This is a genomic window from Microbacterium sp. Bi128 (genome assembly GCF_918698205.1).
In genome coordinates this window covers 1-12,775 of the sequence record NZ_CAKKMM010000085.1, presented here as the reverse complement: position 1 = coordinate 12,775, position 12,775 = coordinate 1, and the positions used below count along the sequence as shown (strand labels likewise).

General features: G+C 70.5%; 10 protein-coding genes. 3 read left to right on the top strand and 7 right to left on the bottom strand.

Annotated elements, in window-relative coordinates:
* Window positions 1-309: Rv3235 family protein (locus LQV45_RS08900; RefSeq protein WP_230006692.1), on the top strand; the 309-nt coding region annotated here is incomplete at its 5' end.
* A 7-nt stretch (window positions 310-316) separates the two neighbouring features.
* Here LQV45_RS08900 and LQV45_RS08895 read toward each other — a convergent pair.
* Both LQV45_RS08895 and secA read right to left on the bottom strand, forming a co-directional pair.
* A complete protein-coding gene (locus tag LQV45_RS08895) occupies window positions 317-1,543 on the bottom strand; it encodes a pyridoxal phosphate-dependent aminotransferase (RefSeq protein ID WP_290370229.1) in 1,227 nt (408 codons plus the stop codon).
* 111 nt (window positions 1,544-1,654) lie between these two features.
* Window positions 1,655-4,453 carry a preprotein translocase subunit SecA gene (gene secA, locus LQV45_RS08890; RefSeq protein WP_230006691.1) on the bottom strand — a complete coding sequence of 933 codons (2,799 nt, stop codon included), beginning with the start codon at window positions 4,451-4,453 and terminating at the stop codon, window positions 1,655-1,657.
* 179 nt (window positions 4,454-4,632) lie between these two features.
* Here secA and LQV45_RS08885 point away from each other — a divergent pair, with 179 nt between their 5' ends.
* Window positions 4,633-5,943, top strand: coding sequence for a hypothetical protein (locus tag LQV45_RS08885; RefSeq protein WP_230006690.1), 1,311 nt, complete (start codon window positions 4,633-4,635; stop codon window positions 5,941-5,943).
* 66 nt (window positions 5,944-6,009) lie between these two features.
* Here LQV45_RS08885 and hpf read toward each other — a convergent pair whose 3' ends face one another.
* The 5 genes from hpf to mtrA all read right to left on the bottom strand — a co-directional run bounded on the left by hpf (window position 6,010) and on the right by mtrA (window position 11,570).
* Window positions 6,010-6,672 (bottom strand): ribosome hibernation-promoting factor, HPF/YfiA family, encoded by a 663-nt coding sequence (hpf, locus tag LQV45_RS08880; RefSeq protein WP_230006689.1) that lies wholly within the window; start codon window positions 6,670-6,672, stop codon window positions 6,010-6,012.
* A gap of 93 nt (window positions 6,673-6,765) precedes the next feature.
* Complete coding sequence (locus LQV45_RS08875; RefSeq protein WP_230006688.1) at window positions 6,766-7,449, bottom strand: ComF family protein; 684 nt, start codon at window positions 7,447-7,449, stop codon at window positions 6,766-6,768.
* Between the two features lie 92 nt (window positions 7,450-7,541).
* The gene (locus LQV45_RS08870) at window positions 7,542-9,200 is read right to left on the bottom strand and encodes an LpqB family beta-propeller domain-containing protein (protein ID WP_230006687.1); all 1,659 of its coding nucleotides are present in this window, start codon (window positions 9,198-9,200) and stop codon (window positions 7,542-7,544) included.
* On the bottom strand, window positions 9,197-10,882 hold the full coding sequence (gene mtrB / locus LQV45_RS08865) for an MtrAB system histidine kinase MtrB (protein WP_138177488.1): 1,686 nt from the start codon (window positions 10,880-10,882) through the stop codon (window positions 9,197-9,199). The genes LQV45_RS08870 and mtrB overlap by 4 nt, the downstream gene beginning before the upstream one ends.
* Before the next feature lie 7 nt (window positions 10,883-10,889).
* Complete coding sequence (mtrA, locus tag LQV45_RS08860; RefSeq protein ID WP_138177486.1) at window positions 10,890-11,570, bottom strand: MtrAB system response regulator MtrA; 681 nt, start codon at window positions 11,568-11,570, stop codon at window positions 10,890-10,892.
* Window positions 11,571-11,732: 162 nt separating this feature from the next.
* Here mtrA and LQV45_RS08855 point away from each other — a divergent pair.
* Window positions 11,733-12,775, top strand: a 1,043-nt coding sequence (locus LQV45_RS08855; RefSeq protein ID WP_230006685.1) for a glycerophosphoryl diester phosphodiesterase membrane domain-containing protein, incomplete at its 3' end; no start/stop codon positions are given.

Sequence of the window (12,775 nt, the reverse complement as noted above, 5' to 3'; positions counted from 1 at the left end):
GTCGTCCGCGGCGTGCTCGAGGTGTTCGCGGGGGTGCGCGAAGCGGAGCAATTGGCGCGGTGGACGACCGAGGAGGTCTATCGCGCCGTGGTGGCGCGCGCGGGGCTTGCGGCCCGCGCGCGGAGCGCGCGACGCATGCCGACCCCGCGCGACGTGCACCAGATCCGGTCGGTGCACCTCTTCTCGCCGTCCGACGGGGTCGTCGAAGCGACCGTCATCGCCTCCGCCCGCACCCGCACACGCGCGATCGCTCTGCGCGTGGAAGGCCTGGACGGACGCTGGCGCGTGACCGCGCTGGCGCTGCTCTGACCCCGGCTCAGGGCCGCCAGGACGCGAGGAAGTTGCCCAGGCGCTCGATGGCATCCGAGATGACACGGGCCTCGGGGAGCGTCACGATGCGCACGTGGTCGGTCGCCGGCCAGTTGAAGCCCGAGCCCTGCACGAGCAGCACGTGCTCGGCGATCAGGAAGTCGTGGACGAACTTCGCGTCGTCGGGGATCTCGTACACGTCGGGATCGAACCGCGGGAAGGCGTACAGCGCACCGCGCGGCAGCACGCACGAGACGCCCGGGATCGCTTCGAGGCCCTGCCACGCGGCATCCCGCTGCTCGTGCAGACGACCGGTCGGGGCGATGAGACCGTCGATCGACTGCACGCCCGACAGCGCCGCCTGGACGGCGAACTGCGCCGGCACGTTCGGGCACAGACGGGTGGATGCCAGCAGGTTGATGCCGTGCAGGAACCCCTCGGCGTGGTCCTGGGGGCCGGTGATGACGAGCCACCCCGACCGGTAGCCCGCGACGCGGTAGGTCTTGGACAGGCCGTTGAAGGTCAGGCACAGCAGATCGGGCGCGACGGTGGCCATGGGGATGTGCACGGCGTCGTCGAACACGATGCGGTCGTAGATCTCGTCGGCGAGCACCAGCAGCGAGTGCTCGCGGGCGATCGCGGCGAGCCCCTCGAGCACCTCGCGCGAGTACACCGCGCCGGTGGGGTTGTTCGGGTTGATCACGACGATCGCCTTGGTGCGCGGGGTGATCTTCGAGCGGATGTCCTCGAGGTCGGGCTGCCACTCGCGAGTCTCGTCGCACAGGTAGTGCACGGGCGTGCCACCGCCGAGGCTCGTCATCGCCGTCCACAGCGGGTAGTCGGGAGCGGGGATCAGCACCTCGTCGCCTTCGTCGAGGAGCGCCTGCATCGTCATCGTGATCAGCTCGGACACGCCGTTGCCGAGGTACACGTGGTCGGGATCGACGTGCGGGAAACCGGGCTCCTGCTCGTACCGCGAGACGACCGCGCGGCGGGCGGACAGGATGCCGCGGCTGTCGCTGTAGCCGTGGGCGTGGGGCACCGAGGCGATCATGTCGCGCACGATCTGGTGGGGCGCCTCGAAACCGAAGATCGCCGGGTTGCCGGTGTTGAGCTTGAGGATCGAGTGCCCCTCGGCCTCGAGTCGATCGGCCTCGACGAGGGCCTCCCCACGGATCTCGTAAAGGACGTCCTTCAGCTTCGACGACTGATCGAGGGGGCGCAGCGGGCTCATCGGTTCAGGATATCCCCGCGGCGATCCGGCCAATCGACCATCGGTGGCCTTCCCGGACGCACGGATGCCGTGCCCCCGCGAGACGGCGAGAGCACGGCATCCGGGTGCGGGTTACTTCTTCTTGCCGGCGGCGCGACGATCGGCGCGGTTACCCGCAGCGGGCTCGGCGGCGTCGGTGCGCTGACCGAAGGCTCCGCGCGGACCGGCGGGCGCGTCGGCGGCGGGGGCGGCGGCCTGACCGGCCTGACGCAGGCGGTTGGTCGCCGCCTGTTGCACCTGACCGCGGTCGTTGCGGACCTCGACCTCGCCCGCGTCGTTCGCCGCGGAGTACTCCAGACGCTGGCCCTCGACGGGGGCGGGCGCAAGGCCCTTGGCCTCGACCTGCGTGACCTCTTCGCCGTCTCCCTTGCGGACCTCGACTTCGAGGTTGTACAGGAATCCGGCGGATTCCTCCTTGATCTGCCCCATCATCGACTGGAACATCTGGTACCCCTCGCGCTGGTACTCGATGAGCGGGTCGCGCTGGGCCATCGCGCGCAGCCCGATGCCGTCCTTGAGGTAGTCCATCTCGTAGAGGTGCTCGCGCCAGCGGCGGTCGAGCACCTGCAGGACGACGCGACGCTCGAGCTCGCGGAGCGCCGCGGCACCGAGGGTCTGCTCGCGGTTCTCGTACGCGATGCGCGCGTCCGAGATGATCTCGCGCTTGAGGCCCTCGGGGGTGATGCGACCCTTGTTGCCGCCGGCTTCGGCGACGACCTCGTCGATCGTGACGCTCACCGGATACATCGTCTTGAGCTCGGTCCATAGCGCGTCGAAGTCCCACGACTCGGTGTGGCCGCTGCCGGTGTGGTCGTCGATGATCGCCGTGATGGCATCCTCGATGAAGTGCTGCACGCGGTCGGCGATGTCGTCGCCCTGGAGCATGTGACGGCGGTCGGCGTAGATGGCCTCGCGCTGGCGGTTGAGGACGTCGTCGTACTTCAGCACGTTCTTGCGCATCTCGGCGTTGCGGGCCTCGACCTGCGACTGGGCGCTCTTGATCGCGCGCGAGACGAGCCCGGACTCGATCGCGACGTCGTCGGGGAAGTTCGTGCGGGAGAGGATCGCCTCGGCCGCGCCGGACTGGAACAGGCGCATCAGGTCGTCGGTGAGCGAGAGGTAGAAGCGGCTCTCGCCGGGGTCGCCCTGACGGCCCGAGCGGCCGCGCAGCTGGTTGTCGATGCGGCGGGACTCGTGACGCTCGGTCCCGAGGACATACAGACCGCCCGCCTCGGTGACCTTCGCGGCCTCCTCGGCGACGGTGTCACGCATGGACTGGTAGACCGAATCCCACTCGGACTCGTACGCCTCGGGGGTCTCGACCGGGTCGAGACCGCGCGTCCTCATCTCTTGCACGGCGAGGAACTCGGCGTTACCGCCGAGCATGATGTCGGTTCCACGACCGGCCATGTTCGTCGCGACCGTGACCGCGCCCAGGCGCCCGGCGCGGGCGACGATCTCGGCCTCGCGCGCGTGGTTCTTGGCGTTGAGGACCTCGTGACGCACGCCCTTCTTGGACAGCAGCCGCGAGAGGTACTCGCTCTTCTCGACGCTCGTCGTGCCGACGAGGACCGGCTGGCCCTTCGCGTGGCGCTCGACGATGTCCTCGACGACCTGGGCGAACTTCGCCGTCTCGTTCTTGTAGACGAGGTCGGCCTGATCCTTGCGGACCATCGGCTTGTTCGTCGGGATCGGGACCACGCCGAGCTTGTAGGTCGACATGAACTCGGCCGCCTCGGTCTCGGCGGTACCGGTCATGCCGGAGAGCTTGTCGTACAGGCGGAAGTAGTTCTGCAGCGTGACGGTGGCCAGCGTCTGGTTCTCGGCCTTGACCGGCACGCCTTCCTTGGCCTCGATGGCCTGGTGGATGCCTTCGTTGTAGCGGCGCCCGACGAGGATACGGCCGGTGTGCTCGTCGACGATCATGACCTCGTCGTTCATCACGACGTAGTCGGTGTCGCGCTTGAACAGGGCGATGGCCTTGATCGAGTTGTTCAGGAACGAGATCAGCGGGGTGTTCGCCGACTCGTAGAGGTTGTCGATGCCGAGGTAGTCCTCGACCTTCTCGATCCCGGGCTCGAGCACGCCGATGGTGCGCTTCTTCTCGTCGACCTCGTAGTCGACGCCCGCTTCGAGGGTGCGCGCGAGCTTGGCGAACTCGGTGAACCAGCGGTTGGCCTCGCCGGAGGCCGGACCCGAGATGATCAGCGGGGTGCGCGCCTCGTCGATGAGGATCGAGTCCACCTCGTCGACGATGGCGTAGAAGTGACCGCGCTGCACCAGGTCCTCGCTGCGCCACGCCATGTTGTCGCGCAGGTAGTCGAAGCCGAACTCGTTGTTCGTGCCGTAGCTGATGTCGGCGGCGTACTGCTCACGACGGATCTCGGGGGTCTGACCCGACACGATGGTGCCGGTCGTCATGCCGAGGGCGCGGTACACGCGACCCATGAGCTCGGACTGGTAGCTCGCGAGGAAGTCGTTGACCGTGACGACGTGGACGCCCTTGCCCGCGATCGCGTTGAGGTAGGCCGGCAGGGCCGCGGTGAGCGTCTTTCCCTCGCCGGTCTTCATCTCGGCGATGTTGCCGAGGTGCAGGGCCGCACCGCCCATGATCTGGACGTCGTACGGACGCTGTCCGAGCGTGCGCTTGGCCGCCTCGCGGACCGCCGCGAAGGCCTCGGGCATGAGCTGGTCGAGCGTCTCGCCCGCCTCGTACCGCGCGCGCAGCTCGACGGTCTCGTTGCGCAGTTCTTCGTCGGTGAGCTGCTCGTAGTCCTCCTCGAGGGCACCGGTCGCCTTCACGACGCCCTGCAGTCGGCGGAGGATGCGCCCCTCTCCGGCGCGCAGCAGTTTCTCGAGCGGATTGGCCACGAAGCATCTCCATCTGTCGGGTGCGACGCCCCCCTGGACGTCGGCCTGCGCACAGGCATACACGCCCATGTTATCCGTGTTACCCGTTCGTGACCTGCGAGCCTGCTGGCTTTCACCCCGTCCTCGCGCCTCAAGCGAACACCCGGCTCCCGCACGGGTGCCCGGCCTAGGATCGAGGCATGGCCGGTTTCTGGGGTAAGAGGAAGCGCGAAGAGCAGGATGCCGCGGATGCGGACCTCGCACGCCGCGCGGAGCTCGCCATCGTCGCCGCCGACGAACGCGTCCGCCTGACGTCCGACGAGCTGGATTTCGCCCGCGCCGAGCTGGGCGACAAGGCGACCGAAGACCTCGCGTCCGCGCTGCAGTCGGTCAAGGTGCACCTGGCCGAGGCGTTCCAGCTGCACCAGCTCAATCACGACGAGATCCCCGACACCAAGGACGAGCTGCGCACCCGCAACGGGCGCATCATCCAGCTGTCGCAGTGGGCGGAAGACCTTCTCGAAGAGCGCACCGCGGTACTCCGGCCCAAGATCGACGCCGTGCGTCGCGCACCCGAGACGCTCGCGCGCGTGCGCGCCGACCGCGACCGGCTGGCCGAGCGCGTGCCGCACGCCCGCGAGGTGGTCGAGCGGCTCGCGCAGCGTTACAGCCGCTCCGCCCTGCAGCAGGTCGCCGGCAATCCCGAAGAAGTCCAGCAGCTGCTCGACTTCGCCGTGCACACCGCCGGGGTCTCCGAGCGGCGCCGTGAGGCGGGCCAGCGCGAGCAGGCATCGGTCGCGCTCGAGGCGTCGACCGAGGCGGTCCGGCGTGCCGAGTCCCTCCTGGATGCCGTCGACACCTTCGAGATCGAGGCGCTCCGCGCCGAGTCGACGCTCGCCGCCGTGATCGACGATTCTCGCGGCGACCTCGCCGAGGCGCGGCGCGGTCCGCAGACGCCCGTCGTCCTGCAGGCGATGGCGACCCTCGAGCGCGAGCTCGCGGCCCTCCCCGCCGCCGGAGCGCGCACCGACCCGTTCGCCGCACTCTCTTCGCTGCGTCAGGCGAACGCCGACCTCGATCTCGCGCGCGAGCGCGCCGCGCGGCCGGTCCCCTCGCAAGAGCAGGTCGAGCACGCGATCGACGACGCCGACCGTCAGCTCGCCGTGGCCCGCGGCCTCATCACCGGCCACCGCGGCTGGATCGGTGCGGATGCCCGTACGCGATTCGTCGAGGCCGAGCGGCTGCGCGCGGGACTGCCCCTCGGCCCGATCCCCGAGGAGCAGCGCGAGACGGTGCTGGCCACCGCGCGACGGACCGGAGGGCTGGCATCCGAGTCCCTCCAGCTCGCGCAGCGCGACATCGAGCAGTCCCGGCCCGACGACTGGGGCGGCAACGGGTACGGTGGCGGCGGATCCGGCCGCGGCGGCGGCATGGGCGGCGGCAACATGGTCGGCGGCATGCTCGGCGGCCTCGTCATCGGTTCCCTGCTGGGCGACATCTTCGACGGCTGAGCCGTCGCCGATACGCGAAAGCGGGGCCCCGTCCGATGGACGGGGCCCCGCTTCGTGCGTTCGTGATCAGGACGCGACGCGCTCCTCGGGCGACGCCTGCGTCCCCAAGGCGATGACGCCGTAGTCCCAGCCCTTGCGGCGATAGACCACGCTGGGGTGGTCGGAGCGGGCGTCGATGAACAAGAAGAAGTCGTGGCCGACGAGCTCCATTCGGTCGACGGCGTCTTCGACCGTCATCCACTCGGCGTCGAACTGCTTCTGCCGGATGACGACGGGCGAGTAGTCCTCTTCCGACTCGGCACCGGTGACCACCGGGACCTCACCCGTGGCGACGGCGCGCAGCACGTCGACCGAGGCGGGCTGGACGTCGATGCCCGAGAGCTCTCCCGTCCCCTTCTCGAACTTCGCTCCGCGCGGGTGGTTCCGCGCATCGACGCGCTTCTGCTTCGCGCGACGGACCTGCTCCGAGATCTTGTCGACGGCCAGATCGAGAGCGGCGAACTTGTCGGTGTCGGTCGCCTCGGCCCGTACGACAGGGCCCTTCCCGTCGAGGGTGAGCTCGACCGTGTCGTCCTCCATGCGCCCGTTGCGATAGGAGCGGTGGGTGACCTTCACTTCGAGCGACGTCGCGCGGGGCGCGAGGTGCTCGATCCGGCTGACCTTCTCTTCGACCACCGTGCGGAATCGATCGGTGATACCGACTCCCACGCCGACGATGCTGGTGTCCATCCGTGACCTCCTTGTTCCGGGTTCCGCCCGGTCTAAGGGCGGAACAGCCGTCGCCTTCAGTCATCCCCACGGTAGTGGCGCGACACCGACCTGTCACGTACCAATCACCTCCGATTCATGTGAGGATCCGCTGCGTCTCGGCGTGTCCGCGAGCGTGACGGCGAGAACCTCGTCCGCTCCCGCGGCTCGCAGCGCCTGGACGGCCTCGGTCAAGGTCGCCCCCGTGGTCACGACGTCGTCCACGACCACGACCGGACCGGGGGGAGGACGGCGCGCGACGAAGGCGCCGGCCACATTCGTCTGCCGGGCGCGACGGTCGAGTCCGCGCTGATCGGCCGCGGTGCGCCGCATCCGCAGGAGCGGGACGGGCCGCTCCCCCGCGCGGCGCACGAGAAGGTCGACCGGGCGGTATCCGCGTCGCCGATCGGCCGCGCGCGAGGCGGGCACCGTCGTCACGGTCGCGCCGGCGGGCGCGACGGCGAGCGCCGCGGCGAGGGCGGGGCCGAGCGCACGCGCCAGTCCCGTCCGCCCCTCCGTCTTGAGGGCGCGGATCATCCGGGCGGCCGGACCGTCGAATCGCACCGCGGTCACGACCTCGACATCCGCGGTGAGCAGACGCCGCCGCACGCGGGGCGCGAGCGACGCGCGGCATTCGTCGCACACCTCGACGTCGAGCGCGCCGCAGCCCGCGCACGCCACCGGGAACCAGAACGCGAGGGCGTCGAACGCCGTCGCGCGCCATCCGCGCGACCACGGCGTCGGGAGCGGAGCGGTCACGACGTCAGGATGCCGGGTCTCCCGGGCTCCGTGCGGGCGCGGTCGCACGATCCGTGGACAGCCAGCCGAAGACGGCGCCTCGGGAGGAGCGGTCAGGACGTCGTGCCCTGCTGCACCGCGAGCACGCGGATGTCGCTGGCCACGAGCGTCCACGAGCTGCCGCGGCGGCTGAACAGGCGCCCGGAATCATCGAGGATGCGCACGCTCGCACTCCCGCCCGCGATCGCCCGGGCGTTCTCGGGGACCGGTCCGACCGTGCCGCGCCCGCCGACGCTGAGCTCGTCCAGACGAGCGGCACCCTCGACGGAGGTCAGCACGCCCACCGTGGTGTCGTCGAGCCACGCGAGGTCGAACGCACCCGGTTCCGAGAACGAGAGCACGTGCGGCGGTCCGAGGTTGACCGTCGTCCCCTCCCGGACGATGCCGGCCAGCCACACCTCGCGCACGCCCGCGACGGTCACGACCGCGGCGATCCGCGTGCCGTCACGGGAGATCTGGAACGCCACCACCTCCGACGCGTCCGGCCAGGCGTTCCCGATGTCGCGGGGCACGCCCTGGGGAGTGTAGGCGCGCAGTTGGGAGGGAGCGGTGCGCGGGACGCTCCAGATCGCTCCCTCGGCGTCGATCGACGGCGGCAGCAGGCCCGGCCGATCGTCGAGCAGGTAGGTCGCCCCGTCCGCGAGGGCGCTGGCGACGGTGCCCTGCTGCGTCAGAACGGCCGCGAGGCTGCGATCGGCCTCCAGCTCGATGCTGGTCGGAGCGAGCGACTCCACCGCGTCCGACAGGGCGGGGATGGTCTCAACGGCCTCGCCGCTGAGGACCCCGAAGCTGCCGTCGGTCGTCAGCACCGCGGGCGACGGGTCGACGCGCGTCACCTTCACCGGCAGCTCGCTGGCGGCGATGGGAGTTCCGTCCACCGTCATCTGGACTTCGCTGATGCCGGCCGTGACGAGGCTGCGCGCCAGCTGCGTCTGCATGCGGTCCAGGGTCGTCCGATCCAGGCTCAGCGCGGCCCGGGGCAACTGCACCTGGGCGACGCCGCGGGAGGACAGGGTCACCGAGCGCCCCACCAGCGACAGCTCGTCGGGGAATGCGCTGCGCACGGCACCCGCGAGCCACCCGCTGGGCTGCCCGTCGACGAGCGCCGTGGTCACACGACTGGCCACAAGCGGACGCGGGAACCACCGCACGTCGGGCACGATGAAGCTCCACGTCGGATCGAAGTACGCCACGGATGCCGCCTGGTAGACGGTCGGGAAGACCTCTTCGTAGAGAACGACGCCGTCGGGCGCGGACGTGATGCGCCACTGGTCGTCGACGCGCGCGAGGCTGAACGACAGGGTCTGAGTGGCACCGTTCACCGCCGGGGAGTAGGCCCCGTTGGCATCCACACCGGCGACGGTGGACAGTTGAACCCCCACCGACGAGCCGTCGGCCACGGCGGTCGCGCGACGGTCGGCGAGGCGGTCGATCGTCACGCGGGTGCGCGGGTCCCACTGCGTCCCCGGGGCGAGGAAGAGCTTCGCCGTCGCCCAGTCGTCGGCCGGGCCGGACCCGGCCCGCAGGAACCCCTCGACGATCTCGGCGGGAGAGGCGTCGTCCTGCGGTCCGTCGGGGACGAAGGCGAAGGCCTGGGAGTCGTCGCCCTGCGGCCCGCGGCCGGGGTTGACGTAGCCGGTCGTGGGAAGACCGGTGCAGGCGGTGAGGGCCAGCACCAGCAGGAGTCCGAGGCCGGCGAGTGCGCGCTTCACGAGGGGGTCCTCCCCGTCCGTCCGAGGGAGATCGGCTGGGTGAGGCCGAGCGCCTCGAGCGCGCCGCCCTGTTCGTCCTCGGGCACGAGCGGCAGCGGCGACCCGCCGAGCGGGCGGCCGTCGCGCGGGAGGGTGAGCAGGAAGTTCGATCCGCGACCGAGCTCGGACCACACCGACAGCGTGCCCCCGTGCAGGCGGGCATCTCCCAGGGCGATCGAGAGCCCGAGGCCCGTCCCCCCGATCGTGCGGACGCGGGAGGGGTCGGCCCGCCAGAACCGGTCGAACACGCGCTCGACGTCTTCGGCGCGCATGCCCAGACCGAAGTCGCGCACGCTGAGGGCCACGGCATCCCGGTCGCTGTCGACCGAGACGACGATGGGACGGCCCTCGCCGTGCTCGATGGCGTTGCCGAGCAGGTTGCGCACGACGCGGCGGACGCGCCGGGCGTCCATGTCGATGGGCGTGTAGCCGCCGGGCGCGACCAGCCGCACGTCACTGCCGTGCTGCTGGGCGAGCTGCTCCATCGACGCGATGACGTCTTCGGCGAGGTGCGCCATGCTGGTGGGCTCGAGCTCGAGTTGAACGGATCCGGCGTCGTACCGGCTGATTTCGAGCAGATCGCCCAGGAGCACCTCGAAGCGCTGCACCTGCGCGTGCAGCAGCTCGGCGGCGCGCGCCGTGGCCGGCTCGAACTCCCCGCGCTGGTCGTTGATCATGTCGGCGGCGAGGCGGATCGTGGTCAGCGGTGTGCGCAGCTCGTGCGAGACGTCGGACACGAACCTCTGCTGCACGAGCGAGAGATCGGCGAGCTCCTTGATCTGCGACTCGATGCTGTCGGCCATCGCGTTGAACGACCGGTTCAACGTCGCCAGTTCGTCCTCGCCGCGCACCGGCAGCCGGACGCCCAGGTCGCCCGCGGCGAGCTTGGCGCTGGTCTCGGCGGCATCCGCGATCGGAGTCGTGACCGACCGCAGCACGACCCACGCGATCGCGCCGATCAGCACCACGAGCACCAGCCCCACCACCCACAGCAGGACCTGGACGAACGCGAGGGTCTGCGACGCGCTGGCGAGGTCGTAGCCCATGTACAGCTCGTAGTAGTCCACGCCGTCCTCGGCGGGGAACCGGAGCTGGTGACCGACCAGGATGCCGGGCACGATGCGGCCGTCGTCGGAGGGCAGCGCCACCGACTGCCACCACTGCAGATCGGGGTTGGACTGCACCTGGGTGCGCAGCGCCTGGGTGACGATCGAGGAGTCGAAAGCCGGAGAGATGAAGGGCTGCGGGGCCAGCGGCGACGGCGGCCCGATGCGGTAGAGGGCGATGAGGTCGCTGGAGGACTGCTGCGACAGGCGCGTGGCGATGCCGTTCATCAGCGTCTGCGCCGCGGCGGGGTCGGTGGAGTCCACCGCGGCGTCGAGCGTGGCCTGGGCCGCGGCCGTCGCGCGCTGCGCCTCGAGGAGCACCTGGTCCTTGCGGGCGGTGAACAGCTCGTTCTGGATGACGAGGGCCATCGCCACGCACGTGACGAGGATCGTCGCGGCGGTCAGCGCGACCGTGATGACGATCGTGCGGAACCGCAGCGATCGCCGCCACAGGGTCGCGAGGCGGTCACGGATGTCGCGCCAATCGATCGGCCGCCGGATCCGCGAGACCGGAACTGCGCGCACCGCGCCCGTCATGCGGGCCTCAAGCCACCGCGCCGGCGCGATAGCCGACCCCGCGCACGGTGGTCACGATGCGCGGGTTGTCGGGGTCGGCCTCGATCTTGGCCCGCAGGCGCTGCACGTGCACGTTCACCAGGCGGGTGTCGGCCTTGTAGTGGTAGCCCCACACCTGCTCGAGGAGCATCTCGCGCGAGAAGACCTGCTGCGGCTTCTCGGCGAGCGCGACGAGGAGTTCGAACTCCAGCGGGGTGAGCGCGATCGGCGTGTCGCCGCGACGGACCTCGTGCGCCGCGACGTCGACGACGAGGTCGCCGATGCGCAGTGTCTCGTCGACCGCGGCCTGGGTGGGGCGCAGCCGCGTACGGATGCGGGCGACGAGTTCTTTCGGATTGAACGGCTTGACGATGTAGTCGTCGGCGCCGGACTCGAGACCCTTGACGACGTCGGCGGTGTCGGTGCGCGCCGTGAGCATGATGATCGGGATGCCGGACTCCGCCCGCACGCGGGTGCAGATCTCGATGCCGTCGACGCCGGGGAGCATGAGGTCGAGGAGGATGAGGTCGGGACGCTCGGTGCGCCAGGCCTCGACCGCGTGCGCACCGTCGGCGCAGAACACCGTCTCGAATCCCTCGGTGCGCAGCACGATGCCGATCATCTCGGCCAGCGCGGTGTCATCGTCGACCACCAGGATCCGTGAAGTCATCGGGTGTACGTCTTCCGTCTCGGACCCGTTCGAGAACGGGCAAGGCGCCGCGGGTGGGGGCGCATCACCCCGAGCGTAGTCGACGTGTCCGCGATGCGGCCGAGCGTACGGGGGGTGTGTGACACGATGAAGGACACAGCCGACCGCCGAGGAGGCGCCATCGTGACCGCGTACCCCGCCTGGACGCCGGTCTCGCGCGCCGGCATCGTGCCACTCCACCCCTACGGCTTCGGCACCATCCTCGGTCGGTCCTTCGTGGCCCTCCGGCACAATCCGCGGGTCCTCCTCGGGTTCGCCCTTCTCGTGCAGACGCTCGCCTACGTCATCGTCAGCGTCGCGGTCGCCGCGGTCGCCATCGCGACCTTCGCGCGGCTCGACACGCTCGTCGAGGGCACCGAGGAGTTCGACACCGTCATGGTCGGGTCGATCGCCCTCACCGGCCTCGCCGCTCTCGTCCTGGGCGCCCTCGCCGGCGCTCTCAGCGTTCTCGTGCAGGCCGTCGTCGTCTCCGAGGTCGCCTCGGCCGTGGTCGCCGAGAAGCCGACGCTCCGCGACGCATGGCGTCGCGTGCGGCCGGTGTTCCTTCGACTCATCGGCTACTCGCTCCTCACCTTGCTGGCCACGGCCGTCGTCCTGGCGCTGCTCGGCGGGATCGCCGTCCTCCTCGGTCTCGTGCTGCTGCCGCTCGGGATCGTGGCCGGCATCCTCTTCGCGCTCGGGCTCATCCCGCTGTACCTGTGGCTGGCGACGAAGCTCTTCCTCGTCCCGTCCGCGATGATCCTCGAGGGCGTCGGCATCCGCCGGGCCATCGCCCGGTCCTGGGTGCTGACGCGGCGCCGGTTCTGGCCGACGTTCGGCGTGATCGTCATCATCTCCCTCGCGTTCGGGGTCGTGGGACAGGTCATCTCGATCCCGCTGGGCCTCCTCTCCGGGGGGATCTCCACGATCGTCGCCCCCACCGGTGCGTCCGACCCCAGTGCCCTCATCGCGTTCGTCGTCATCCAGCTGGTCGGGCAGGTCGGCATCCTGCTCGTGCAGTGCATCGCGGTCGTGGTGCAGTCGACGTCGGCCGTGCTGGTCTACGTCGATGCCCGCATGCGCGTGGAGGGTCTCGACCACGACCTCTTCGCCTACGTCGACGCGCGGGACTCGGGCGCACAGGATCTCCCCGACCCGTACCGCGTGGGCGCGGGCCGCACCTGGTC